The following is a 26,138-nucleotide window of genomic DNA, read 5'->3' on the forward strand; positions in this document are numbered from 1 at the left end:
CCACCGCCTTCACCACACCCGACGACCTCTGCCGCAAGCTCCGCTGCGAGTCACGCACGACTCAACGCCGACCCCATCTCGTCGTCGTCGCCTGCCGCACCGCCACGAGACTGGCCAGCAACCCACCGATCCGCCTTGAAAACTCAGTAGCGGGCCGCAGTGCGGTGGGTGGTGTCGAGCGCCCGATCCACGGCGGCGGACAGTGCGGTGTCGTCCTCATCGATGCCGGCCCAGGCGACGTGCCCGTCGGGGCGGATGAGGGCGGCGCGCACGGTGGCCCAGGCGGCCGGGGGCCGGTCGAGGGTTGCGGTGTGCACCGCGAGCCCCGGCCGCGTCCGGTCCGCCAGGACGCCCGCCGTCAGGTCGAGCAGGAGGTGGCTGTCCGGGCGCAACCGGGAGAACAGGTGGTTCTCGGAGCCGGTGAAGACCAGGTCAGGGGCGCGGGTGCCGGTGAGCGGGTGGGCTGACGGGTCCGGCGCGGGATAGCTGACGGCGAGCGCGGTGAGACGTTCGGACAGGGCCTTGTCGAGTGCCGGCTGGGTGGCGATCATCCCGCTGAACAGGGAGCGCAGGGCGATGCCTTCCGGGGTGAAGCCGGTCATCAGGGCGGTCTGGGCGCGGCTGTGTTCCATCAGCTGGGCGCCTACGGGGTGGCGCTCGGTGTGATAGGTGTCGAGCAGGTGGTCAGGGGCCCAGCCGTGGAGGGTGGCGGCGAGTTTCCAGCCGAGGTTGTGCGCGTCCTGGATGCCGACGTTCATCCCGACGCCACCCGCCGGGAAGTGCTGGTGGGCGGCGTCACCGGCGAGCAGGATCCGGCCTCGCCGGTACTGGGCCGCCAGCCGGGTGGTGTTGCCGAATCGGGAGAGCCAGACCGGGTCGCGCATCCCGAAGTCCTCGCCCGTGATGGCGACGGTCTTGGCCCGCAGCTCCTCCAGGGTGAGGTCGCCGGGCCATTCCGTCGTGAGACTGTCGGGGCTGACACCGACCATGCGGCACCGCCCACCGGGCAGCGGCGCGACCATCACCCCGCCCCGGAGCCCGAAGGTGCTGAACCCGGGCCGCGGCGGGTTGTCGAGGGTGACGTCGCCAAGCCAGCCCAAGACAGTGGAGGGCGTACCGGGGAAGTCGATGCCGGCGGCGGTGCGCACGGTGCTGCGGGTGCCGTCGCAGCCGATGATGAACGCCGCCTGGAGTTCGTAGGGACCGTCCAGCCCGGCCACCTGCACGGTCACCGACTTCGCGTGCTCGGTGAACCCCGTGACGCTGTGACCGCGCACGATCGTGGCGCCGAGGGCGAGCGCGTGGTCCTCCAGCAGTTCCTCGGTACGGGCCTGCGGCAGGGCGAGGGTGAACGGAAACGGGGTCTCCATCGCCCGGAAGTCGAGCCGGTCGTCGAGCATGCCGAAGTGGCCGCCCGGGATCGGCAAGCCCTCGGCGAGGAAGGTCTTGTGCACGCCGCGCGAGGCCAGGATCTCGATGGTGCGGGGGTGAATGGTGAGGGCCTTGGAGCGCTGGTCGATATCTGCACGCTCCTCGACGACGGTGACGGATACCCCGCCCAGCCGCAGTTCGGCGGCGAGCCAGAGCCCGACCGGGCCCCCTCCGGCGATGACAACCTGCTGCTCCATGAACCATCCTAGGTCAGTGACCAATAGCTGTGTCTGCAGTAAACTAGGTCAATGACCAATAGGCAAGCGAGTGAGGACCGCAGCCCGCGGCTGGACCCGGGAACGGTGATCCGTACCGCACTGGAACTGCTGGACGAAAAGGGCCTGGACGCCCTGTCCACCCGGGCGGTCGCCGACCGGCTCGGTGTACGGATGAACACCGTGCTGTGGCATGTGAAGACCAAGGCCCGGATGCTTGAGCTGATGGCGGACGCCGTCGTCGGCGAAGCCCCGCTCGACGACCTTCCGGCTTCCTGGGACGAGCGTGTCCGCGAACTGGCCCGCCGGTACCGCCGCGCCCTGCTCGCCCACCGCGACGGCGCCACGCTCGTCGTCGGCACCTACGCCGCCCAACCACATACCCTGCGTTTCGCCGACACCCTGGTGGCCGCGTTGCTGGACGGCGGCCTGGACGAGCGTGAGAGCGCCTGGACCACGTGGACGATCATCTACCTCGCCCTCGGCCTCACCCAGGAAGAACAGGCGGCGACCCGCCAGCCCCCGAACGGCCGTCTGGTGGACGCGGTTTCCGAGACGGCTTACCCCGCCCTCCATCGGGCCCTCGGTCATCTCGACACGGAATCATTTGGCGAGCGCTTCGAGTTCGGCCTGTCCGCGATCCTCGCGCGGAGGTGACCGAGGGCGAGGAGAGGACCAGAGAGAACCTCGCTCGCTGAGCCGCCGGGGACTCGTCTGCCCCCTGCGATCTCGACCCTGGTGTCCCGTGAGATACCCGCCCTCGTACCGGCTCCTCGACCGGGACGCCAGGGCCCCAACCCCGTGCTTGTGGGCACGACCGATCGTGAAATCGACCGCCACCACCCAGTCGAGATCGCCCTCGGCGTCGGCCTGGGCGAGCAAGGCCGTGAAGACCCTCTTCCAGGTGCCGTCGGCTGACCACTTCGCAGTCTGTTGTGGACACCCTTCCACGTACCGAAGTGCTCAGACAGGGTCCGTCCAAGGAGTTCCGGTGCGGTAACCGAACGCGATCGCGTCGATCACCTGCCGGCGATCCCCCCGCCGCCCGCCCCGCTCGGCATCCGATCCGGCAGCAACGGTTCGATCCGCGCCCACTGCCTGTCACTCAGCGACATGCCTGCACGAACGACTCGCATCTGGCGAGGCAACGGTTGCCCGTCTTACCTTCTTCGCGGGTTCGAACGGTCATTCGTAAGAGCAGCGGAACCAGGGGGTCTGGGTACGGTTCGTTGCCTGTTGCAGTTGGTATGGCTCAGCCAACTTGGCCGCCCGGAGCCCCACGATGCCTCGACCACCATGGGGAATCGCGACTCGATCACTCCGAAAGACAACATGACACCCTTCACGGGAGCGCGCCGGTGTACCCCAGCATCCTGCTGCGAGGGTCAGCCTCCGACGCCATGGCCTGGGCAGATGATCCGACAGCGCTGCCCGTCGGGACGGGGTTTGTGATGGTTTTCGTGAGCCCTCGCCGATTTCCAGCGGGATAACCGCGCTGATCTGCCAGCGGCAGAACAGCAGCCGGACCGGGCTCGACGATCACTACAGTCCAGTTCATGACGACGATTACGACGCGTACGGTCGAGTACCCGGCCGACGGTTTGACGATGATCGGGCACCTCGCGCTTCCGGCCGGTGTCAACCGCCGGCCCGCGGTGCTGCTCGGACCAGAGGGCATAGGGCTCAGCGACGTCGAGCGCCGCCGGGCCGATGCTCTCGCCGAACTGGGCTACGTAGCGTTGGCCTTCGACCTTCACGGCGGGCGCTATTTGGGCGACCCGGAGGAGATGCTGGCCCGTTGCCTGCCGCTGCTCGCTGATCCGGACCGGATGCGGCGGGTCGGCCACGCGGCGCTCGACGTGTTGCGCACCGAGCCCCGGACCGACCCCGACCGGATCGCCGCCATCGGCTACGGCACCGGGGGCGCCATCGCGCTGGAACTCGGGCGAGACGGCGTCAGCCTGCGCGCGATCGGGACAGTCAACGGGTTCACCACGGGCCGACCGGGCGAGGCCGCGCGCATCCACTGTCCGGTGTGGGCCGGGGTCGGATCGGAAGACCCGATCATGCCACCCGCGCAAAGGGACGCGTTCACCGCCGAGATGCAGGCTGCGGGCGTCGACTGGCGCCTCGCGGTCTACGGCGGCGCCTTGCACGCCTTCCACCACCCGCCGGTCGGCCACCCTGTGGTCCCCGGCGTCGCCTACCACCCACGGCACGCGCAGCGAGCCTGGCGAGACGTCGTCGACCTGCTCGCCGAGTGCCTGCCCGTGACGGAGGATCTGGGGCACGGCTCAGCTAAGCGTGCTGGCGCCAGGCACTGACAGTCTCCTCCCTTCAACTCCGCACAGCAGAACCGCATTCGGGCGGATGCTCGATCGCGGAGGCCCTGTACTCGTGAAGCTGCGCTCCCCGTCATGTAGCAGAACGCGATGGCCCTGAGGTGCGGTTTAGACCGTGTCCTGTGTGGTGAGTCGGACGAGTCGTTTGTAGCAGCAGAGGGCGGCGACGAGGCCGAGAAGAGCCAGGTAGCTGCGGGGGTGGCGTTCGTAGCGGTGGTCGAGTCTGCGGTATCCGGTCAGCCAGGACATGGTGCGTTCGATGACCTGTCGTCGGCGCCTATAAGCGTTCGCTGGACTCGATGCCCTTGCGGGCGATGCGGACGCCGATGCGCTTTCCCATAGCCATTTCCGCAGGTGAGGAACGTCGTACGCCTTGTCCGCATGCAAGCGCTGGGGCTTGAAGTACCGGCCGCGGTGAGGGTCGTGTCTCGTTTGGTGACCCGTGATCATGGGCTTCAGCGCGAGGCTGTCGTGGGTGTTCGCCACGGAGAGACCGACGAGGAGGGGCAGTCCGTTCGCGTCCGGCAGGACGTGCATCTTGGAGCCCGGCTTGCCCCGGTCCACGGGGCTCGGACCTGTGAGTTCGCCCCTTTTTAGCCCTCATATGCGCGGAGTCCAGAACCGCCCGGGACAGGTCGAGGAGGCCGGCATCGTCCAGGCGGTGCGGGATTTCCTCGTGGAGCCGGCCACACACACCGGCTCTCGACCAGATCAGGAACCTGCGGTGGGCCGTCGACTTCGATATCCCGAAGCACGGCGACAACGCCCGCCAGGCGCAACCGCTGACCAGCACGTAGATGATCGCGGCGAACAGCGTCTCATCCGGCGTGTCCTGCGTCCCACCGCCCTGCGGCCGCACCTTCGACGGCGGGATCAGCGGCTCCGCGATCTCCCACAGCCCGTCCGGAACATCCAACTCCACGTACCCCGCCCCATGCTCAAATCAACGAGCTGAACCCACATAGGACAGGGTCTAAGGGTTATCCCGTAAGTGAGGAGACCTGCTTGCGCGAGTCCGGTTTGACCTGATTCGGCTCGTTCTCGTCAGGGCCAGCGAGTCGGGCTGAATCCCAACAAGTCGATCGAGGAGCTGGGGTCTGCCGACCTCTGAACCAAGTTACGGGACAGCCCTTAACCACGGTTACGGCATTGATCTGACGGGTTTTTCGTCCTGTTCCTGCTTCGGGTTTTCGATGCTGGTGCCGATGGTCCAGCTCTAATTCCTGGTATTTTTGGGCATAATTGCGTCTGGGGTGTATGAGGAGTATGATTCTCCGTCAAAGACGGGGGCCGCATATGCCCAGACCTCCGCGGATTCGGCCATCTCCGTGCAAGCCAGGGGAAGGCGAGCCGTCGAGGACATGTGTCGTTTCGCCGCGTTTTCCCTGGCCCGGCCCTGCGTGACGCGCATCGACAGGTCCTGCGTGGCGAAGGATCCGAAGTGCTCTTCGACTGCCGATATCTAGAACCCGCAGGTCAGAGCCTATATGAGCTAGAAACTTCGAAAATGGCGACTTCGCATCAATATCGGTCGGTCACATTGACGAATATGGGCTAAACGAAATTTCGAGGGGATTTTTTCTCCGATGGGTGACGTACTGTCCTGTCGGGTGATTGTTGATGGAAATCGCGCGCCTTGTTCCATTACAAATATCTGGACATGCGTGTCGTATGGAAGTAGCGCGTAGTTCTCGGACTGCCGCACGGCATGCGGCGCGGAAAAGTGTTCGAGAGAAATTGCTCTTTTCAGGTGCCTTGCCAGCCTGATTTCGCGCCCCGGATCGACCCTTGCTTGACCTGAGCCAGAGGAACACCGTGAACAGGAACCAGACCACCGCTCTTCTCGCCCTCCCGACCCTCTTCGCCGGCGCGGCACTCCTCTTCGGCACCCCGGCCGGGGCCTCTGCCCTGGCCTGTACCGCGGGCACTGCGGGCGTTGCGGGTGCCAACGGCACCGCCGCCCACCCCGCGGGCTTCCCCGGCACTGCGGGCGGTGCTGCGACCGGAACGGGCAACTGCGCGGGCGGTGCAGGCGGCCCCGGCGGCAAGGGCTTCGCCAACGGGGTCGGCGGTGCGGGCGGCAACGGCGGGCTCGGCGTGGGCAGCGGATCCGGCGGTGCAGGTGCCACCGGTGGCACTGGTGGCTCCAGCGGCGCGGCGGGCGGTAACGGAGGCACCGGTGCCGCCGGCGGCCTCAACGGCGCGGGTGGCGCGGGCGGTGCGGGTGGTGCGGGCACCAACGCCGGTGCAGGCGGCATCGGAGGTGCCGGGGGGAACTCCGGTGCCAGCGCCGGAGCCGGCGGCCAGGGCGGCCTGGGTGGCGTCGGTGGATCGACCGGTGGTGCGGGCGGCAACGCCGGCAACGGTGGCATCGGCCATGGCGGTGGCACGGGCGGCAACGGCGGCGCCGGCGGCACCAACGCCTCCGGCAACGGAGGTAAGGGCGGTAATGCCGGAAAGGGCGGCAACGGCAGCTCCGGCGGGGCTTACCCCGGTGGTGCCGCGGGCATCGGCGGGGCCGGCGGTGTGAGTTCTGGAGGGATGCTCAACTCGGGTGGCAACGGCGGCACCGGCGGCAACGGCGGTGTGAAGTCGGGTGCCAGCGTTGATGGCACCTGCGGGATCGGCGGTGCCGGCGGCAACGCCACGGGGGCATGCTCTTCCACGGTGGGACCGGGGGAACGGGCGGAACGTTCGGCGCGGGCAGCCCCTGCGCGAGCGGGGCCAACGGAACACCGTGACCTTGCCCCACGAGGTGCCCCGCCCCACCACGCGGCCAGACCACACGGCGCGGCCTCGGGACGTGATGGGCGCTCCCTGACCCCCGCCACTGAGAGTCAGTCCACTGACTCTCAGTGGCGGAGTGCACCCGGGACCGGCACCCGCAGGGCTACGTCGCCTGGCTCAGGGGCCGGTTCGGTCGTCACCTCAAGAGTCGCACCCAGGACTACGCCCCCGGCGCTCACCGACATCGTCCTGCGCGAGGCCGAAGGCCGACTGGTTGCGACGTCCGAGGGCACCGTACGCTGCAGCCGGGCCGCGCCTGTCCTTGAAGGACCTCGAGCCCCGGGCAGGGCGGGACCTGGGCGGTGAGAGCGTGCTGCCCCACGAGACGGCGAGCCCAGGCTCGGAAGCGAGGCAATGTGTCCGCCAGACCATCAGCTGTCTCCGTCGACAGCGAGGATGGGCCAGGCCCGTCCAGCCGCGGCAGCAAGGGCTCCATTCGCTCCCACGCGGCATCCGTCAACTCACCTCGACCTGCCGCAGATCGATGATCAGGGGGCTTGCGTTCGGACTCTCGTGCGGGGTCTTTCACGAAACGGCTCAGCCGGTAGGTGGTCGGCAGCACGAGTCGCCCGCACAGCGTGTCGATCCGGATCATCGACCCGTCGACTCCTGCCTCGCGGAGACGACGCAACCGCGTATGCATCTCAGCCTGGTCCCGACTCTCAACGACCACTTCTCACTGCCCCGCGTCCGGCGCGGTGCGAGCAGCAAGCCGCTGCCGCGCGTCCGCCTGCCGCCGCCCCCGGCTTCCGCTCGGCTCAGGAGGCCATGGCCGCCGGCCGCCGGGGAACGTCACCAGCTTGTCCATGACGCACCCGGACTCGCAGTCGACGTGCCCGTCCAGGAGTTTGTGGCCGCAGTCTGGAACTGACCGTTGACCGGGTGGCCCGGGTGTGGTGTGCCGCTGCCACAACTCCGGCGACACGCCCTGACGACCGTTGCCTACGGTTTGCCTTCCGTCAGCTGACCGGCGGCGTCCTCGATCCACAGCAGCGTCCACTCGACGCCGGCCCGCTACCCGGGCTCCGCGCCGCCGTAGCGGCCTTTGGCATCGGCGCGGATGTTGTCGGCGAGGGAAGGGCGGTAGGCTGCGGCGCAGCCGACCCGGTGGTTGTCCGGAGTTCGACGATGAGCCTTTCCGCCGGCTCCGCTCCGAGGCGACGCCCGCCCGCGGTGTAGGCCCGGGCGCGCTCGTGTGTATCGGTGGGCCAGGCCATCAACGACATGACGTGATCGAGGACGACGCTGGCGGCCGTGAACGAGTCGGCGAGCAGAGGGACGGCGATGTCGCTGGGGCGGTTGAGATGGAGGGGTTCTTCCCGGACGCGCTCCACCGTCCAGGCCGGGCGGCTGTGCTCTACGGTCTCGGGCTTGAGCCGCTCGCGTCCGGTTGCGTCGCGATGCCAGTACGAGCCGTCGACTCCACGACCACGGCCTGACCGTGGTCTGCGGGGAAGAGCATGTCGAGCCGGTCGCGACCGTTCGGTGTCTGCACCGAGTACTGCTGTTCCCGCCGGTGAGGACGACCTCGAGTTCGGCGAACAGCTCCGTCTCCTGCCGGGAGACGTTGGTCCGCTTCCGGCAGCCGGGGCAGCCCTGCCTGCCCATGGAGACGCGCGCCACCTGGGCCGACCGCCCGGGGTGCCGGCGCCTCCACCTGGACAGGGGTCGTAGCCGGCCCGGCTCCCGCCTCGGATACCGTATTCCTCTACGGGGTGCCATAACGGATGTGACGCCCCCTACCGGAGGTAGTCAGCGTATGAGTTCAAAGCGCAGCAAGAATCCAGCCCTGCCCGTACTTGACGACGCATTCCGACTCGCGTCGGTCAAGGACGCAGAAGAGTCCACCCGTGACTTGGCCGCGCGCATGGCCACCACCGAGCTGCGCCGCGTTTCCCACCCGGGCCGGGTCACCTGGGAGCCCACCGATCAGGCCGAGCCGGTACCGGTCCCGCCGAGTGTGGTCGACGGTGACGGGGACCTGTGGCTGCGGGACCGGGGCACTGGCACCTGGACCATGCCCGAGTTCAACCCCAAGGAGTTCCCTGCCCGCTGTGGCGAGGTTCTGACGTGGAACCAGCTTGCCTGCGAGTTCGGCCCGCTGACCGCACTGGCCGACGACCGCCGCATCGGCGGCGGCCGGCGCTGACCGCGCAGTCTTCTGGGATGACCGCGCCCCTGAAGTGCCCGTTACGGGTATCTGGGAGCTCCAGCTCGCCGCCGAGATCGACGATGGCGGCGAGCAGGTGAGCGCGACGTTCAGCGCCTGCTCCTCACCGAGCAGCGGCGCGCCCTGCGGTGCCTCTTCGCAGTCCGGCGCGTGCAGCACCCCCGGGCCGGGCCCCGCCCCTCACCCAGCCCGAAGGCCGGCGCTCCCCGAGGACCTCGCGGACCATCGACGTGGGCGACGGCGGAAGGTGCTCGGTGGGGGCCTGGTCGTAGTCGACGCCGTCGCCCGGCCGCACACGGTCGGGAGTCCGGACCCACACCTGGTACCCCGCCGCCACGCCGCTGTCCTCGAGGTTCCGGTACGACGGCAGTCCCACGAGGTACTGAAGCTTCCCTTGATCGTGGACACCTGGAGGCTGGGATCTTGAGGTTCCAGAGGAAGTAGCTCCAGGTGGGAAGCACGTACACGAAGCGGTACACCGAGGAGTTCAAGCGGGACGCGATCGCGCTCGTCGACTCTTCGGGCAGGACGGTCACCGCCGTCGCCCGGGAGCTCGGCATCAGCTCCGAGTCTCTGCGTGGCTGGTACCGCCGGGCGAAGGCGGACCGGGGCGAGTGCGAGTCCGGTGAGCTGACCAGCGCCGAGCGCGAGGAGCTCAAGCGTTGCGCAAGGTGGTTCGCGAACAGCAGCAGACAATCGAGATCCTGAAAAAAGCGACGGCTTTCTCACGGAGGCCGATGCCTGCGCCGGTGCAGCCCTTGTCGGCCAGAGTCGGTAGGCCGTCGGCGGCGGCCTTGTAGAGCGCGGGCAAGACGTGCCCCCGGGCGGCGGTGATGTCCGGGGTGGAGCCCGGCTCGGCGTCGGAGACTCGCAGCGGGGTGCTGTCGGCGGCGGACAGGAACTGGACGTTGCGGCCGACGCTCTTGTGCTTCTGGCTGAACCACAGATCGTTGCCGCTGTCCCGAGTGCCGGCGAGGCGGTCGCTCCGGACGAGCGTGCCGTTGAGGATCACGTGACTCATCTCCTCGGCGCGGCAGCGGTCCAACGCCTCGCGCAGGTCCGGGGCTTGGGCTGCGAGGACGTCGATGCCCTCGTGCAGGTAGCGGTAGCCGGTGGCCTGCGAGACGCCGGCGTCCCTGGCCAGGCAGTGCAGCGTCGCAGCATAGGTGACCAACGTGAAGCCTCTGGTTCAACAGACGATCTTGTGGTGAGAACCGTCCTACCAGGGGCTGCACGTCTCTGCACGATCGGGGCCTATCTGCCCTACCCATCCGGAATCGAGCGGTTCGCGCAGCTTCGCGAAGATCATCTCGCTGAGAAAACCTCACTGTCCCGAGCGGAAGAGTCACTGCTATGACAGCGGCCGCGCCGCAATTCCTTTCGCAGGCGCGCGCGGGCCGTCATCGCTCTGCGGCCGTCCCGACAGCTCCGACGTGTAGCCACCGTGGCGGGGACCGTCTTCGGGCTTCACCTCAGAATGGTCTGCGGTGGGAGGCATTCTCCCTTTTTCGTCGGTCCGGGTTGCACTGAACATTTCTTGCCGGTGAAGTAATCCGGAAGTCCGCGCGCCGAATGTGCTCCGGGTGTGCGTCCCGGCCCCTGGCGAAGAATGGAGGCGGTCGCTCCGTAAGACTTGCTCCATCATGTCCCGAATACCCCGATGCCCAGCGAAATCGCCGCACTGTACCGGTGAAGGAGGGTGGGCCTTCTGTCAAGAGGGCCTTTCTCCGGCAGGCTCTTGTGGCGAGATCGAAGCTGTGTATACAGTTTCTCGGTGCGTCCCTCGGGGCGGCATGAAGAGGAGAAGCGGACAAAGGGGCGGTTATCGTTGCCTGCGGTGCAGCCGTCGCCGTATCGCACGTATGTGGTGTGTGGTTTAGCATGGCGGGAAAGCTTTTCCATTCTTTTCACGCAGGACTTCGAGTAAAAGAGAGCGATCCTTTCTCAAAAGAGGATCAGCCCTGTATGGTGTGTCGAGCGATCCGAATCCCCGCGTGGGCGAATCGGCGCATGGTTTTCCATCAGGATCAGCACGTGCGCACGACCTGTAAAATCCGCCGCTTTACGGGGGAGGTCAGCAGAGGGTGTACGAACACGAAGATCCGCACTACTTAGCCGTCCGGCAGGTGTGCCGGAAACCGCAGTCCACGCCGCCGGCGACCCTGGTCGTCCGCAGCGGCGCCCCCGCCGGTCCGGCGGCCCGAAGGCACGGGAGCCCGCCGTACCAGTCGGCCGCGGGCATGAGGCCGCGCCCCGGCGGGAGACGAGGGCCGCTGCTGTGAGCAGTCCTCCCGTAGATCCGCTGACCGGCCCCCACCTGGTGGCCGCGATCTCCGCCATGGCCGAGGCCGACCCCGAGCGCAAGGCCGTCGGCTTCGTCCGGCACCCGGAGCACGAGGGCGAGGAGGCGCTGCGCAGCTACGCCTGGCTCGACGCCACCGCCCGCCGCGTCGCCGTCCTCCTCCGCACGGCCGGGCTCGGCACGGGTGCGCGCGTGCTGCTGCTCTTCCCGCAGTCCGAGGAGTTCGCGGCGGCCTACGCCGGGTGCCTCTACGCGGGCATGGTCGCCGTCCCCGCACCCCTGCCCACCGGGACCTCCCTGGAGGCCGCACGCGTCGTCGGCATCGCGAACGACGCCGAGGCGGGCGCCGTCCTCACTGTCTCCGAGACGGAAGCGGACGTCCGCGAGTGGGCGGACCGCACCGGCCTGGGCGCACTGCCTCTCTTCTCCGTCGACGAACTGCCCGGCGACGCCGACCCCGACATGTGGCGGGAACCGGAGATCCGGGCCGACACCGTGGCGGTCCTCCAGTACACCTCCGGTTCCACCGGCAGCCCAAAGGGAGTCGTCGTCACCCACGGCGCGCTCGCCGACAACGTCCGCAGCCTGCTCACCGGCTTCGAGCTGGGAGCCGGCTCCCGGCTGGGCGGCTGGCTGCCGATGTACCACGACATGGGGCTGTTCGGACTGCTGAGCCCGGCACTGTTCAGCGGCGGAGCCGCCGTGCTGATGAGCGGCAGCGCCTTCCTGCGCCGACCGTCCCTCTGGCTGACGCTGATCGACCGCTTCGACCTCGCCTTCTCCGCAGCGCCCGACTTCGCGTACGACTACTGCGTACGGCGGGTGAAGCCCGAGGAGATGGACCGGCTCGACCTGTCGCGCTGGCGCCGGGCGGCCAACGGCTCCGAGCCCGTCCGGGCCGAGACGCTGCGCGCCTTCGCCAAGGAGTTCGCCCCGGCCGGACTCCACCCGCACGCCACAACCCCCTGTTACGGACTGGCCGAGGCGACCCTGCTGGTCTCCCTGTCCGCGGGGAGCTGCGCACCCGGCGGGTGGACGTCGCGGAACTGGAGAACCACCGCTTCGTCGAGGCCGCCGCGGGACGCCCCTCCCGCGAGGTCGTCTCCTGCGGCCGGCCCACGTCCCTGGAGATCCGCGTCGTCGACCCCGCGACCGGCAAGCCCGTCACCGGCGACGGGGTGGGCGAGATCAGAGTGCGCGGCGCGAGCACCGCCAGGGGATACTGGCAGAAACCCGAGGCGACCGCCGAGACGTTCGTCATGGACGCGGACGGCTCCGGACCCTGGCTGCGCACCGGCGACCTCGGCGCCCTGTACGAGGGCGAGCTGTACGTCACTGGCCGCATCAAGGAACTCCTCATCGTGCACGGCCGCAACCTCTACCCCCACGACATCGAGCATGAACTGCGCGCTCGCCACCCCGAACTCGGGACGATCGGGGCCGCCTTCGCCCTCCCCACCGAGGAGGGCGAGGCCATGGTCGTCACCCACGAGGTGGGCCCGTCCATCCGGCCCGAGCAGGGCCCCGAGCTGGTGACGGCCCTGCGGGCGACGCTCGCGCGGGAATTCGGCCTCGCCCCGGCCGGAGTGGTGCTGGTGAGACGCGGCCGCATCCCGCGCACCAGCAGCGGCAAGGTCCAACGCCGTCTGACCGCCCGGCTCTTCACCACCGGGGAACTCGCTCAGGTCCACGCCGACCCCGGCGCCCACCGCCTCCTGGCGGCGCTCCGGGAGGCGGACGACCGCGACGGCACCCTCCCGCCCCTGACATGACCGTGACCCCGCTCTGATCCGCTCCCCGACCGCGCCGCGACGCGATCCCCGAGGCCCCGGCCCGCCGGACGAGGGCCGACCGGGGACGCCGTCCCGAAGACCTGCCGTGCGCCCACCGAAGACCGACCTGCGCCCGCCGAAGACCGCCCGGGCGCCCACCGAAGACAGAGGTCCTCCCCGCATGTCCCTGACCCCGCCCTCATCCCCGCCTCCCTCCCCGCTCGCTCCCGGCGACCCCGACGCCCTGCGGCAGTGGCTGCGCGAGCAGTGCGCCGACTGCCTCGGCGTCCCCGCCTCCTCGCTCGCCACGGACGTCCCCCTCACCGACTACGGGATGACCTCCGTCACCGGCACCGCCCTGTGCGGCGTCATGGAGGAGCACCTGGGCGTCGAATGCGACCTGGGACTGCTCTGGCAGGAGCCGACGATCGACGGGCTCACCGCCCGGCTGGCCTCGCGCACCGTGCGCTGACGGCCGCCGGTCCCCGGCCCCCACCACGCACACGCACGTGCCCAGGCACTCGTGCGTGCGGACGCCGCCGCGCGTCCGGGCGTGCCGACACCCCTTCAGTCCGAGAGCGGGAGAAGCATGTTGGAGTCCCCAGCACACCGTCTGGCCGCCACCTCGGCCCAGTCCGGGATCTGGACGGCACAGCGCCTGCGTTCGGACGACAGGCTCTACACCTGCGGCCTCTACCTCGAACTCGACCACGTGGTGGAGGAGGTGCTGAGTGAGGCGATCCGCCGCGCCGTCGACGACACCGAGGCGCTGCGCACCGCCTTCCAGGAGGACGCGGACGGCGCACTGGAGCAGCACGTCCTCGCCCGGCCGCCGAGCACCCAGACCCGCCTCTTCCACGCCGACCCGAGCGGCGGTGCCCCCTCCCGCTCCGCGTCCCTGGACTGGATGGACCGGCAGCGGGCGCGACCCTGGGACCTCGCCGCGGGCGACACCTGCCGCCACACCCTGATCCCGCTCGGCGGCGGCCGCGTCCTGCTTCACCTGCGCTACCACCACCTCGCCCTGGACGGTTACGGCGCCGCGCTCTACCTGGACCGGCTCGCCGCGGTCTACCGCGCGCTGCGCACCGGCCGGCGACCGTCCCCCTGCGCGTTCGCGCCGCTGGCCCGTCTCGTCGAGGAGGACCACGCCTACCGGAGCTCCGCCCGCCACCGCGCGGACGCCGACCACTGGCGCGACCGCTTCGCGGACCTCCCGCGCCCCACCAGCCTTGCCGATACCACCGCGCCGGCCGCGCCCGGCGAACTGCGCCGCACGGTGCGCCTGCCCGCCGCCCCATCCGCCGCGCTGCGCCGCAAGGCCGACCGGAGCGGCCGTCCCTGGCCCGTGTACGCCACGGCCGCGGTGGCCGCCTTCCTGAGCCGTCTCGCGCCGGGGGAGGAGGTCGTCGTCGGCCTCCCCGTCACCGCCAGGGTGACCCCCGCCGCGGTGCGCACACCGGGGATGCTCGCCAACGTCGTACCGCTGCGCCTGCCCGTGCGGCAGAGCATGTCGATGGACGCGCTGCTGGAGCTGACCGCGGCCGAGATCAGCACCACACTGCGCCATCAGCGCCACCGCACCGAGGACATCGGCCGGGCGCTCGGACCGCACGGCGCGTCACCGGCCACCACGCTCGTCAACGTCATGGCGTTCGCCCCGGTGCTCGATCTCGGCGACTGCCTGGCGCCGGTGCACCAGCTCTCGGCCGGACCGGTCGAGGACCTGGTCGTCAGCCTGCTCGGCACTCCGGGGGACGGCCGCGAGCTGGAGATCACCCTCGCCGCCAACCCCCTGCTCCACTCGGCGGACGCGGTGGCCTCGCTGGCCGCGCGGCTCGCGGAGTTCCTGACGCGCATAGGGCAGGACCCCGAGGCCCCCCTGGGCCGGACCCGCCTGCTCGGCGCGGAGGAGGAGGCCGGGACGTCGGCCTCCGGGCGGAGCCCTCGGCGTGACCTGCGCGCCCGGACCCTGCCCGAACTCTTCGCCCGGCAGGTCGCCCGCACCCCCGACGCCCCGGCCGTCTCCTCGGACCGCGCCACCTGGACGTACGCCCAACTCGACGCCCACGCCGAGAGGGTGGCCCGGCGGCTGGCCGCGCGGGGCGTGGGGCCGGAGAGCATCGTCGCCCTCGCGGTGCCGCGGGGCGTCGAGCTCGCGGCGCTGATCCTCGGGGTCCAGCGGGCCGGGGGGGCCTACCTCCCCATCGACCCGGAGTACCCGGCGGAGCGCATCGGTTTCCTGCTGCGCGACGCCCGCCCCGCCCTGCTGGTCGGCGGGGCCGGGACCGAGCCCGCCTCCGCCGACTGCCCCCGCGTGCCGGCCGAGGAACTCCTCGACGCCGGGGCGCGGTGCGCCGAGGCCGACGTGCCCGCGCCCGGAACCCTCCCGGTGGACCTTCCGGCGTACGTCGTCCACACCTCCGGCTCGACCGGGCGGCCCAAGGGGGTCGTGGTCACCCACGCGGGCATCGCCGCCCTGGCGGCCGAGCAGATCGCACGCTACCGACTGGGCCCCGGCTCCAGGGTGGCGCAGCTCGCGGCCCTCGGGTTCGACGTCGCGGTCGCCGAACTCGTGATGGCGCTGACGTCGGGGAGCTGCCTCGTCATCCCGCCGCACGGCCTCGCGGGCGACGAGCTGGCCGCGTTCCTGCGCGACCGGCGCGTCACCACGGCCCTCGCCCCGGCCGCCGTACTGGCCACCCTGCCCCCCGGTGACCTCCCCGACCTGACCGACCTGGTCACCGGCGGCGAGCAGCCCCCGCCCTCGCTGATCGCCCGGTGGGCGCCCGGCCGGCGGATGTTCAACGTCTACGGGCCGACCGAGGCGACCGTCCAGGCCACCTCCGGGCGGTGCGCGGCCGGAGACGACCGGTCGCCGGACATCGGGAACCCCGAGGCCGGGGTGGACGCGTACGTACTGGACGCCGCGCTGCGGCCCGTGCCCGACGGGGTGACGGGAGAGCTCTACCTGCGCGGCAGGGGCCTGGCCCGCGGCTACCTGGGCCGCCCCGGCCTCACCGCCGCCCGGTTCGTCGCCGACCCGCACGCCGGGACGGGCGAGCGGATGTACCGGACCGGGGACCTGGTGCGCCGGGTGCCCGGCGACGGCCGCACCGTGCTGAGGTTCGTCGGCCGGGCGGACGACCAGGTGAAGATCCGGGGCTTCCGGGTGGAGCCGGGCGAGGTCGAGGCGGCCCTCGCCGAACTCGACGGCGTCGCCCAGGCCCTGGTGACCGTGCACGAGGAACGGCCGGCGACCGCAGGCTCGTCGGCTACCTGACGCCCGACCCGGCACACCAGGGAGGACTGGACGTCGAGCGCCTTCGCAAGGCGCTCGCCGACCGGCTCCCCGCCCACCTCGTCCCCTCCGCCTTCGTGGAGCTGGCGGAGATCCCGCGCACCGCCAACGGCAAGGTGGACCGCGCGGCGCTGCCGGCCCCCGTCACCCCGCCCCCGACCGCCGGACGGGCGCCGCGCGACGCCCGTGAGGAGGCCCTCTGCGCGCTCTTCGCCGAGGTGCTGGGCGTCGAAGAGGTGGGCGCCGACCACGACTTCTTCGCCCTGGGCGGCGATTCCCTGCTGGCCGCCCGGCTCGCGAGCCGCATCCGTGGCCGGTTGGGCAAGGCGGTCACCGTACGGGAGATCTTCCGGTCCCCGACCGTCGCCCGCCTCGCGGACGAGCTGGGCGACGGGGCGGTGACGGACGACCGCGTCCGCCCGGTCCGACCCCGCCCGGAGCGGGTGCCGCTCTCGTCCGCGCAGCGCCGGCTGTGGTTCCTGGACGAATTCAACGGCGCGTCGGCCGCCTACAACATCCCGACCGTCCTCCGCCTGGACGGACCGCTGGACGTCCCCGCGCTGCACGCCGCGCTGGGCGACGTGGTGGACCGGCACGAGACGCTCCGCACCACCCTGCGGCGCGCGGCGGACGACGACGCGGCGGCGGCCGCACCCGAGCAGCACATCGCGCCCCCCGGCGGCCACCGGCTCACGATGCCGGTGCTCGATGTCGCCCCCGAAGCGCTCGCCGGGGAGCTGCGCGCCGCCGCGGGCCACGTCTTCGACCTCGCGCGGGACCTTCCGGCGCGCGCCACGCTCTACCGCACCGGCGAGCAGGAGCACGCCCTGCTGCTGCTGGTCCACCACGTCGCCGCCGACGGCGCGTCGATGGGACCCCTGATCGGCGACCTCGCCACCGCCTACACGGCCCGGCTCGCGGGACGCGCCCCCGTCCTCCCGCCGCCCGAGGTGACGTACGCCGACTTCTCGCTGTGGGAGCGGGGGAGCCGGGAGCGCGCCGCCGCGCAGGCCGAGGGGATCGGCTACTGGCGCCGGGCCCTGGCCGGGCTGCCGGACCACATCCGGCTCCCCGCCGACCGCCCCCGCTCGCAGGAGCCGGTCCGCCGGGGCGGGGTCGCTCGGTTCGAGGTGCCGCCCGCCCTGTACGCCAGGATGGCGGAGCTGGCCGGGAGCGTCGGCGCCACCCCGTTCATGGTGCTCCAGAGCGCGATAGCCGTCCTGTTGAGCCGGATGGGGGCCGGATCGGACATCCCGCTCGGCACGCCGGTCGCCGGCCGCCCGGACGAGGCGCTCGACGGACTCGTCGGCTGCTTCGTCAACACCGTCGTCCTGCGCACCGACGTCTCGGGCGACCCGACCACGACCGAACTGCTGGCCCGGACGCGCGACGGCGACCTGGATGCCTTCGCCCATCAGGACGTGCCCTTCGACCGGGTCGTGGACGCGGTCAACCCCGTCCGCTCCACCGCACGGCACCCCCTCTTCCAGGTCATGCTGATCCTCAACGGCCCCGAGCAGGACCGGGGCCGGGCGCGGTTCCCCCGACTGGCCGACCGCGTCGAGGCGGTGGAGTCGGGGGAGACCAAGTTCGACCTCTCCTGGCACTTCACCCACCGCGACGGGCCGGACCGGGCTCTGGAGGGGGCCCTCGTCCACGCCGCCGACCTGTTCGACGCCGCCACCGCGCACCGGCTCACCGAACGCCTGCTCGACGTCCTGACCGCGATGGTCGACGACCCCGCCCGGCCCGTCGGGACCCTCGACGTCCTCAACGCCGCCGAGCACCGCCTCGTGCGTGCGTGGGGGACCGGCACCGCCCGCACCCGTAACAGCCGCCCCGAACCGGTCGCCGCGAGGATCGCCGGCCAAGCCGCCCGCACACCGGACGCGCCCGCGGTGGTCGAGCCCGGACGGGTCTGGAGCTACGCGGAACTCGACGCCCGCGCCGGCCGGGTGGCCGCGGCCCTGGCCGCACGCGGCGTCGGCGCCGAGGACCTCGTCGCCGTGCTCCTTCCCCGCGGCGCGGAGCTGGTCGCCACCTTGCTGGGGATCCTGCGGGCCGGCGCCGCCTACCTCCCGCTCGACGCCGGACACCCCGCCGACCGCAACCGATGGGCCCTCGCGGACTCCGCCCCGGCTCTGCTGGTGACCGACGCCGAGCGGCTGCGTACGCTCCCCGGAGCGGCCGGGTGCGCCACGCTGGTCCTGGGCGAGGAGGACGCCGAGAGGGAACTGGCGGCAGGCGCCCCCCTCCCGAAGGACGGCACCCCCTTCCCGAAGCACGGCGCCGACCTCGCACGCCCGGTGGCCGGGTACAACGCTGCGTACACGATCTACACCTCCGGTTCGACGGGCCGCCCCAAGGCCGTCGTCGTGACGCGGGATGCGCTGGACGCCTTCGTCGAACGTGCCCTGGACACCTACGGCGACGCGCTGAGCGGCGCGGTCCTGCTGCACTCCCCGGTCGCCTTCGACCTCACGGTCGTCTCCCTCTACGGGCCGCTGGCCGCGGGCGGGCGTATCCAGGTCGGGGACCTCGACGAGTCCGGGATCGCCCAGTGGGAGCGGGAGCGCCCGGCCTTCGTCAAGGCCACGCCCTCCCACCTCGCGCTGCTGGAGGAGTTCGGCGGCTCCACGGCCCCCGGAACGGTCGTCCTGGCGGGCGAGCAACTCATCGGCGCACGGCTGGACCGCTGGCGGACCCGCCACGGCGCCACCACCGTCTTCAACAGTTACGGGCCCACCGAGACCACCGTCAACTGCCTGGAGCACAGGATCACCCCGGACGCCGACGCGCCCTCGGGACCCGTGCCGGTGGGCCGACCGGTGGCGGGCGTACGGGTGTTGCTCCTCGACGCCCGCCTGCGCCCGGTCGCTCCGGGCGTGACGGGCGAACTGTACGTCTGCGGGCCCGGCGTCGCCCGCGGATACCGCGACAGGCCGGCCGCCACCGCCGAACGGTTCGTCGCCTGCCCGCAAGGGCGGCCGGGGGAGCGGATGTACCGCACCGGCGACCTGATGCGCTGGACCGCCGACGGCGAACTGGTCTACGAGGGCCGGGCCGACGCCCAGGTGAAGGTGCGCGGCTTCCGGGTCGAGCCCGGCGAGGTGGAGGCCGCGCTGCTGGACCTCCCCGGAGTCCGGGAGGCGGCCGTCACTCTCGTGGAAGGGCCGGACGGGACGCCCGAGCGGGCTGCCGCCCCCGCCCGCCTGGTCGGCTACGTCGTCGGCGCCACCGCCGACCCGGCCGCCCTCCTCGAGCGGCTGCGCGTCCGGTTACCCGACCACATGGTGCCCGCCGCCCTCGTGGAACTGGACGCCCTGCCGCTCACCCCGAACGGCAAGCTCGACCGCCGCGCCCTGCCCGCGCCCGACTTCGGCCGCCACGCGGGCCGCCGTGCTCCCAGCGGACCGAAGGAAGAACTGCTCTGCGCGCTCTTCGCCGAGGTGCTGGGAGTGCCCGAAGTCGGCGCGGACGACGGCTTCTTCACCCTCGGCGGCGACAGTATCGTCAGCATCCAGCTCGTCGGCCGCGCCCGCAGAGCAGGACTGCACCTCACTGTGCGCGACCTTTTCGAGCACCCCACGGCCGCCGGGCTGGCCGCCGCCGCCCGGTCCGCCGGACCGGACGAGGACGCGGACCGCCCCGCGCCGGAGGCGCTCGCCCCGAGCGGGCCGCTGCCCTACGTCCCGGCCGCGGCGCGGCTCGTCGCCCGGACCGGGTCGATGCGCGCCCGCGGCGCCGACCGCTTCCACCAGTCGGTGGTCCTCACCACCCCCGCGCACGCGGCAGCCGACGACATCCGGCGCGTGCTCCAGACACTGATCGACCACCACGGGGCGCTGCGCCTGCGCACCGCCGCGGACCGGGACGGATCGCCGGACGGCCTGGTGGTGGCCGAACCGGGGACGGTCGCCGCCGCCGACCTGCTGCGCTGCCGCGACGCCGCCGGACTCGAAGGCGCGGCGCTGCGGGAGGCGGTGGAGCGGGAGACCGAGCACGCACGCGACGCCCTCGACCCGAGCACCGGAGCCGTGCTGCGCGCGGCCTGGCTGGACCGGGGGACGGACCGGGGCGGCCTGCTGGTCCTGGTGGCCCACCACCTCAGCGTGGACGGCGTCTCCTGGCGCATCCTGGCGGACGACCTCCGCCAGGCATGGACCGCGGCCGCCGTCCCCGCCACGACGACGCCCCTGCCGCCGGAGGGCGCCTCCCTGCGGGAGTGGGCCACCCGGATCGCACGACGCGCCACCGAGACCGCCGTGACCGGCCGGCTCCCCCACTGGCGCGCGACCCTGGCGGGGCTGGACGACCCGGACGGCGACGTGGTCGCCCTGGAGACGCGGCTCGACCCCGACGCCGACACCCACGGCACGGCACGCGAGCGCGCGCACAGCCTGCCGCCCGACCTGACCGACGCGCTCGTCCGCACCGCGCCCGCGGCGCTCCGCGCGGACACCGGCGAACTGCTCCTGGCCGCCTACGCGCTGGCCGCGTCGCGGACCTTGGGCGACCGGCCCGTGTTCGTGGTGGAGACCGAGGGCCACGGCCGCCAGGACGCGCTCCTGCCCGGCATCGACCTCTCCCGCACCGTGGGCTGGTTCACGTCGGTCCACCCGGTGCGCCTGCGGCCCGGATCCGGGGCCGCACGGCTGCTGAAGGAGACCAAGGAGCGGCTGCGCACCGTGCCGGAGGCCGGTCTCGGCCACGACCTGCTCCGCCGCGGCGGCGCGGCGTCCCCCCTGGGGGAGGGCGGCCGGGAGCTGCCCCGCCCGCAGTTCGGCTTCAACTATCTCGGCCGGGTCACCGTGGCCGAAACCCTCACCGCCGGGAGTACGGAGCCCTCCGGGGCACGGAGCCAGCCGGGGGCGCAGAGTCCGCCGGGGCCTGGGCGTTCGCGGGCCACAGCGTCGTCCCGCAGCCGCCCGAACTGCCGCTCGCGCACGAGGTGGAGCTGACCGTCCTCCTGGAGGACGGCCCGCGGGGACCGGTCCTCGCGGCGCGCTGGAACGCCTCCGCCCGCTGCCTGTCCGAGGCGCGGCTCACCGCGCTGGCACAGGAGTGGGAGAAGGCGCTGCACGAGCTGACCGCCCTGGCCGGCGCCGCCGGGAGCGCCGGCCTGATCCCCTCGGAGACCGGCGCGGGCGACCTTGACCAGGACGGGATCGAGGAGTGCGAGGCGGCGGCGGACTTCGAGATCGCCGACCTGCTCGCACTCGCGCCCGCCCAGGAGGGGCTGCTCTTCCACAGCACCTTCGACGACGCGGCGGAGGACGTCTACGTCGGCCAGTTGGCGCTGGAGTTCCACGGCGAGCTGTCGAGCGCCCGTATGCGGGAGGCCGCCCGGCACGTCCTCGACCGGCACGACGTGCTGCGCGCGGCGTTCCTCCAGCGCCGCTCCGGCGAGTGGAGCCAGGCGATCGCCGCCCGGACGCCGGTGCCCTGGGAGGAGCACGACCTGTCCGCCCTGACCGGGGAGGAGCGGCAGCGGCGGCTGGACGCGCTGCTGGCCGGGCAGCGCACCCGCCGGTTCGACCTCGCACGGCCGCCGCTGATGCGCTTCCTGCTCGTACGGATGGCGGCGGACCGGCACGTGCTGGCCCTGACCAATCACCACCTGGTACTGGACGGCTGGTCGCTGCCGCTGGTGGTGCGCGACCTCATGGCCCTGTACGGGGCGGACGGCGCCGCCCTGCCCGCCGCACGGCCGTACCGCGACTACCTCGCCTGGCTCGCCGGGCAGGACGCCGACACGGCCCTCGCCGCGTGGGAACAGGCGCTCGCCGGGCTCCAGCCCTCGCTGATCGCCCCGGACGCCCCCCGCGACGGTGCGGCCCCGCTCCCGTACCACCGCACCATGGACCCCGATGTCGTGTCCCGCCTCACCGCCTGGGCCCGCCGCCTGGGCGTCACGCTCAACTCGGTGGCCGAGACCGCGTGGGGGCTCCTCCTGGGCCGGCTCACCGGCCGGGACGACGTGAGTTTCGGCATCGCGGCTTCCGGCCGCCCCACCGACCTGCCCGGCGCGGGGGAGATCGTCGGCCTGCTGATGAACACCGTGCCGGTGCGCGTCGTCCTGGACCCCGCCGAACCGCTGGAAGCACTCGTCCGGCGCGTGCAGCGGGAGCAGGCCGCCCTCCTGGACCACCAGTTCCTCCCCCTGGCGCAGGTGCAGCAGCGACTCGGGGCGGGCGACCTCTTCGACACCACGCTCGTCTTCGAGAACTACCCGCTGGATGCCGCCGACGGCCTGGGCGGGGGCGACGGGCTCCGGCTGCACGGGGCGCGCGGCCACGACGGCAACCACTACCCCCTCAGCGTCACCATCGGCCCCGCCCCCGACCTCCAACTCCGCTTCATCCACCGCCCCGACCTCTTCACACCCCAGTGGGTGGAGGACCTGGCGGCGCGGTTCGAGCAGGTGCTCGACGCCATGGCGACGTCCGGCGACACCCCGGCGGGCCGGCTGGACGTCCTGCTGCCGGGCGAACACGACACGCTGCTGGGCGACTGGGCGCGCGGTGAGGCGGCGAGCGCACGGGAATGCCCCGTCGCCCTGCTTGAGGAGCAGGTCGACCGCACCCCCGACGCCCTCGCGCTGGTCGAGGGCGGTGACGGCGGAGCCAACCTGAGCTACGCCGAGTTCGACGCCCGCGCCAACCGCATGGCGCGCTTCCTCATCGCCCGCGGGCTCGGGGCCGAGGACCTGGTCGGCCTGGTCTTCCCGCGCGGCGCCGACCTGCTCACCGGAGTGTGGGGGGCGCTCAAGGCCGGAGCGGCCTACCTGCCGGTGGACGTGGACTACCCGGCCGAACGGATCGGGCTGCTCCTCGGCGACGGGAACCCCGCCCTCGTCCTGACCACCTCCGCCCACGCCCACCTGGTGCCCGAGGCGCCGGGGCGAAAGATCCTCTGCGTCGACCTGCCCGGCCCCGCGGACGAACTCGCCCGCGCCCCCGAGGGGAGGGTGGCCGACCGGGAGCGGCCGCGCCCGGTCGGAGCCGACACCCTCGCCTACGTGCTCTACACCTCCGGCTCCACCGGCCGCCCCAAGGGCGTGGCTGTCAGCCGGGGTTCGCTGGCCGCGCACGCCGTCCGCTCCCGCGACCGCTACCCGGACGCGGCCGGGGTGTCGCTGCTGCACTCCCCGGTCGCGTTCGACCTGACGGTGACCGCCCTGTTCACCACGCTGATCTCCGGCGGGACCCTCCTCCTCGCGGAGCTGGACGAACACGCCCAGGGCTCCGGCGTCACCTTCGTCAAGGGCACGCCCTCCCACGTCGCCCTCCTGGAGGAACTGCCCGGCGTCCTCGACGCCACCGGCGAGCGCCCCGGCACGCTCGTGCTCGGCGGCGAACCGCTCACCGGTGAGATGCTGGAGCGCTGGCGCGCACGCCACCCGAGGGCCAGAGTCTTCAACGACTACGGGCCGTCGGAGACCAGCGTCAACTGCTCCGACCTGCTCTTCGAACCCGGTGACGAGGTGCCGGACGGCCTGCTGCCGATCGGGCGCCCGCTGCCAGGCAACCACATGTTCGTCCTCGACCACCTGCTCCAGCCCGTGCCGGTCGGCGTCGTCGGGGAGATCTACGTCTCCGGCGTCGGCGTGGCCCGCGGCTACCACGGGCGGCCCGGCCTGACCGCCGAGCGCTTCCTGCCCTGCCCGTTCGACGAGCCGGGCGCCCGGATGTACCGCACGGGGGACCTGGGGCGCTGGCGGCCCGACGGGATCATGGAGTGCCTGGGCCGCACCGACGACCAGGTCAAGGTGCGCGGCTTCCGGGTGGAGCTGGGCGAGGTGGAAGCCGCCCTCGCCACCCGCGCCGACGTCGCCCGCGCCACCGTCGTCGTACGCGAGGACGAGCCGGGGGACAGGCGGCTGACGGGCTACGTGGTCCCCGAAGGCGGACCGGCCGCGGGCTTCGACCCGGCGGCCGCCCTGCGCGACCTCGCCGCGACACTTCCGCCGTACATGGTCCCGGCCGCGATCGTGGTCCTGCCCGAGCTGCCGCGTACCGAGAACGGCAAGCTCGACCGCAGGGCGCTGCCCGCGCCCGAGTACGGCACCGCCTCCGCGGGGCGGGCACCGCGCACCGCCGCCGAGACCGCCCTGTGCGCCCTGTTCGCCGAAGTGCTCGGCGTGCCCGAGACCACCCTGGACGACGACTTCTTCGCCCTGGGCGGCCACTCCCTGCTCGCCGTCCGGCTCGCCGGCCGCATCCGGGCCGAACTCGGACTGCGGCTCGACATCCGGACGATCTTCGACCACCGCACCGTCGCGGACCTCCTCGCCGATCCGCAGATCGCCGCCCAGCTCACCCGTGGCGAGACCCCCGGCACGCGAGTCCCGGCGCCGCCCGCGCCGGACACCGACCCGCAGGCGCGGCCCGAGCCACACCGCGACCCGCAGGCGCGGCCAGAGCGGCTGCCGCTGTCGCCCGCCCAGCGCAGGCTGTGGTTCCTCAACCGCTACGACAGGGAGGCCGGCGGCTACCACATCAGCGTCGCGCTGCGGCTCACCGGCGACCTCGACGTCGACGCCCTGCACGCGGCACTGGGCGACCTGACCGCCCGGCACGAGAGCCTGCGCACCGTCTTCCGCGAAGACGAGCAGGGGCCGCACCAGGTCGTCCTGGCCGCAGGGGTCCCGTCCGCACCGGCCCTCGTCCCCGCCGCCCACCGACTCGACGCCCTGGTGCGCGAAGCCGTCCGCCGCCCCTTCGACCTGGCCGTCGACACCCCGCTGCGGCACACCCTGTTCACGCTCCCGGAAGGCGAGCGCGTCCTGCTCCTGGTCATCCACCACATCGCCGCCGACGGCTGGTCGATGGGGCCGCTGGCACGGGACCTGGCCGCCGCCTACCGCGCCCGCGCCGCCGGCCGCGCGCCCCGCTGGCCGACCCCGGCCCCCAGCCCCGCCGCCCACCTGCTCGGACAGCACCGCGACGCCGGGGACGACGCGGGCGATCCGGTGGACCGCCGCGTCGCCCACTGGGCCGAGGAGCTGCGCGGACTGCCCGACGAACTCGCGCTGCCCTACGACCGGCCGCGCCCGACGACGCCCCCCGCCTACGCCGAGCGGGTCGCCTTCCGTGTCGACGCCGGACTGTACCGGGACGTGCGGGCGCTGGCGGCCCGTCACCGGGCCACCCCGTTCATGGTCCTCCACGCCGCCCTGGCCGCCCTGTGGCACCGGCTCGGCGCCGGCGCCGACATCCCCGTGGGCACCCCGTCGGCGGGCCGCGACCGGCCCGAGACCGCCGACCTCGTCGGCTTCCTGGTCAACACCCTGGTCCTGCGCACGGACACCTCCGGGGACCCGGCCTTCGCCGAACTGCTTGACCGGGTGCGCGAGACCGACCTGCGGGCCTACACCCACCAGGACGTGCCCTTCGAGCGGCTGGTGGAGGCGGTCAACCCCGCCCGCTCGCCCAGCAGGCACCCGCTCGTGCAGACGATGCTCACCTTCGACAACGCGGCCGAGGGAGCGCTCGACCACCTCCTGGACCTGCCGGGAGTGCGCGTGGAACTGCTGCCGACCGCCGAGGGCACCGCCCACACCGACGTCGAACTGACCTTCACCGAAAGCACGGCCGCCGCGGACGGGACCGGGCTCGACGCGTCCCTGCGCTACCGCCCCGACCTGTTCGACCGCACGACCGCGCGGTCCCTGGCGGAGCGGTTCGTGGCGCTGCTGCGCACCGTGACGCGCGAGCCCGGCCTGCGGCTCGGGCAGCTCGACGTCACCACCGCCGAGGAGCGCCGGCGCCTTGCCGAGGCCGACGCCGCCGCACGGGCGCGGGCCGCCACCGCTG

Annotated in this window: 13 protein-coding genes and 3 pseudogenes; 11 read left to right on the plus strand and 5 right to left on the minus strand. The window is 72.5% G+C overall.

Annotation, left to right across the window (positions count from 1 at the left end; genetic code table 11):
* Nucleotides 1–143: 143 nt before the first annotated feature.
* Nucleotides 144–1,628, minus strand: coding sequence for an FAD-dependent monooxygenase (locus Sfulv_RS28150; protein WP_173317239.1), 1,485 nt, complete (start codon nucleotides 1,626–1,628; stop codon nucleotides 144–146).
* Nucleotides 1,629–1,679: 51 nt separating this feature from the next.
* Here Sfulv_RS28150 and Sfulv_RS28155 point away from each other — a divergent pair, with 51 nt between their 5' ends.
* Together Sfulv_RS28155 and Sfulv_RS28160 are read left to right on the plus strand one after the other, a co-directional pair.
* Nucleotides 1,680–2,303: a TetR/AcrR family transcriptional regulator C-terminal domain-containing protein gene (locus Sfulv_RS28155; RefSeq protein ID WP_173317240.1), complete on the plus strand. Its 624-nt coding sequence runs from the start codon at nucleotides 1,680–1,682 to the stop codon at nucleotides 2,301–2,303.
* Between the two features lie 899 nt (nucleotides 2,304–3,202).
* On the plus strand, nucleotides 3,203–3,970 hold the full coding sequence (locus Sfulv_RS28160) for a dienelactone hydrolase family protein (RefSeq protein WP_173317241.1): 768 nt from the start codon (nucleotides 3,203–3,205) through the stop codon (nucleotides 3,968–3,970).
* 126 nt (nucleotides 3,971–4,096) lie between these two features.
* On the opposite strand, the gene Sfulv_RS30895 is transcribed toward Sfulv_RS28160, so the two are convergent.
* The 3 genes and pseudogenes from Sfulv_RS30895 to Sfulv_RS28170 all read right to left on the minus strand — a co-directional run bounded on the left by Sfulv_RS30895 (nucleotide 4,097) and on the right by Sfulv_RS28170 (nucleotide 6,367).
* Entirely contained in the window at nucleotides 4,097–4,525 is a 429-nt protein-coding gene (locus Sfulv_RS30895; RefSeq protein WP_246354085.1) for a transposase, read from the minus strand.
* 199 nt (nucleotides 4,526–4,724) lie between these two features.
* Nucleotides 4,725–4,910 (minus strand): annotated as a pseudogene (locus Sfulv_RS30900) (transposase); the annotation flags it as partial.
* An 824-nt stretch (nucleotides 4,911–5,734) separates the two neighbouring features.
* The gene (locus Sfulv_RS28170; RefSeq protein WP_173317242.1) at nucleotides 5,735–6,367 is read right to left on the minus strand and encodes a hypothetical protein; all 633 of its coding nucleotides are present in this window, start codon (nucleotides 6,365–6,367) and stop codon (nucleotides 5,735–5,737) included.
* A 1,637-nt stretch (nucleotides 6,368–8,004) separates the two neighbouring features.
* Between Sfulv_RS28170 and Sfulv_RS28175 the strand changes: the two genes are divergently transcribed.
* From Sfulv_RS28175 to Sfulv_RS28185, 3 genes are all read left to right on the plus strand, one after another.
* Entirely contained in the window at nucleotides 8,005–8,214 is a 210-nt protein-coding gene (locus Sfulv_RS28175; RefSeq protein WP_173317243.1) for a hypothetical protein, read from the plus strand.
* A gap of 428 nt (nucleotides 8,215–8,642) precedes the next feature.
* Nucleotides 8,643–8,924: a hypothetical protein gene (locus Sfulv_RS28180; RefSeq protein ID WP_246353264.1), complete on the plus strand. Its 282-nt coding sequence runs from the start codon at nucleotides 8,643–8,645 to the stop codon at nucleotides 8,922–8,924.
* A 471-nt stretch (nucleotides 8,925–9,395) separates the two neighbouring features.
* Complete coding sequence (locus tag Sfulv_RS28185; protein WP_173317245.1) at nucleotides 9,396–9,653, plus strand: transposase; 258 nt, start codon at nucleotides 9,396–9,398, stop codon at nucleotides 9,651–9,653.
* Here Sfulv_RS28185 and Sfulv_RS28190 read toward each other — a convergent pair.
* Nucleotides 9,601–10,119: a hypothetical protein gene (locus Sfulv_RS28190; RefSeq protein WP_173317246.1), complete on the minus strand. Its 519-nt coding sequence runs from the start codon at nucleotides 10,117–10,119 to the stop codon at nucleotides 9,601–9,603. The genes Sfulv_RS28185 and Sfulv_RS28190 overlap by 53 nt on opposite strands.
* Nucleotides 10,120–11,283: 1,164 nt before the next feature.
* Here Sfulv_RS28190 and Sfulv_RS31645 point away from each other — a divergent pair.
* From Sfulv_RS31645 to Sfulv_RS30915, 6 genes and pseudogenes are all read left to right on the plus strand, one after another.
* Nucleotides 11,284–12,192 (plus strand): annotated as a pseudogene (locus Sfulv_RS31645) (AMP-binding protein); the annotation flags it as partial.
* A gap of 86 nt (nucleotides 12,193–12,278) precedes the next feature.
* Nucleotides 12,279–13,019, plus strand: coding sequence for an AMP-binding protein (locus Sfulv_RS31810; RefSeq protein ID WP_175607143.1), 741 nt, complete (start codon nucleotides 12,279–12,281; stop codon nucleotides 13,017–13,019).
* Nucleotides 13,020–13,200: 181 nt separating this feature from the next.
* Nucleotides 13,201–13,491 (plus strand): acyl carrier protein, encoded by a 291-nt coding sequence (locus Sfulv_RS28205; protein WP_173317249.1) that lies wholly within the window; start codon nucleotides 13,201–13,203, stop codon nucleotides 13,489–13,491.
* A 117-nt stretch (nucleotides 13,492–13,608) separates the two neighbouring features.
* Nucleotides 13,609–16,302 (plus strand): amino acid adenylation domain-containing protein, encoded by a 2,694-nt coding sequence (locus Sfulv_RS28210; protein ID WP_173317250.1) that lies wholly within the window; start codon nucleotides 13,609–13,611, stop codon nucleotides 16,300–16,302.
* Between the two features lie 95 nt (nucleotides 16,303–16,397).
* The gene (locus Sfulv_RS28215; RefSeq protein WP_173317251.1) at nucleotides 16,398–21,281 is read left to right on the plus strand and encodes a non-ribosomal peptide synthetase; all 4,884 of its coding nucleotides are present in this window, start codon (nucleotides 16,398–16,400) and stop codon (nucleotides 21,279–21,281) included.
* Nucleotides 21,272–26,035, plus strand: a pseudogene (locus Sfulv_RS30915) (amino acid adenylation domain-containing protein); the annotation flags it as partial. The gene Sfulv_RS28215 and the pseudogene Sfulv_RS30915, both read left to right, overlap by 10 nt.
* Nucleotides 26,036–26,138 lie beyond the last annotated feature (103 nt).

The sequence above is a fragment of the Streptomyces fulvorobeus genome, assembly GCF_013167895.1.
Taxonomy (GTDB): Bacteria; Actinomycetota; Actinomycetes; order Streptomycetales; family Streptomycetaceae; genus Streptomyces; species Streptomyces fulvorobeus.

Excerpts from the sequence above, each read along its gene's own strand:
- Sfulv_RS28160 (WP_173317241.1), top strand. The coding sequence starts at position 3,203 with ATGACGACGATTACGACGCGTACGGTCGAGTACCCGGCCGACGGTTTG.
- Sfulv_RS28180 (WP_246353264.1), top strand. The coding sequence starts at position 8,643 with ATGGCCACCACCGAGCTGCGCCGCGTTTCCCACCCGGGCCGGGTCACC.
- Sfulv_RS28170 (WP_173317242.1), bottom strand. The coding sequence starts at position 6,367 with ATGGCCGATGCCACCGTTGCCGGCGTTGCCGCCCGCACCACCGGTCGA.
- Sfulv_RS30895 (WP_246354085.1), bottom strand. The coding sequence starts at position 4,525 with ATGCACGTCCTGCCGGACGCGAACGGACTGCCCCTCCTCGTCGGTCTC.
- Sfulv_RS28150 (WP_173317239.1), bottom strand. The coding sequence starts at position 1,628 with ATGGAGCAGCAGGTTGTCATCGCCGGAGGGGGCCCGGTCGGGCTCTGG.
- Sfulv_RS28210 (WP_173317250.1), top strand. The coding sequence starts at position 13,609 with ATGTTGGAGTCCCCAGCACACCGTCTGGCCGCCACCTCGGCCCAGTCC.
- Sfulv_RS28205 (WP_173317249.1), top strand. The coding sequence starts at position 13,201 with ATGTCCCTGACCCCGCCCTCATCCCCGCCTCCCTCCCCGCTCGCTCCC.
- Sfulv_RS28155 (WP_173317240.1), top strand. The coding sequence starts at position 1,680 with ATGACCAATAGGCAAGCGAGTGAGGACCGCAGCCCGCGGCTGGACCCG.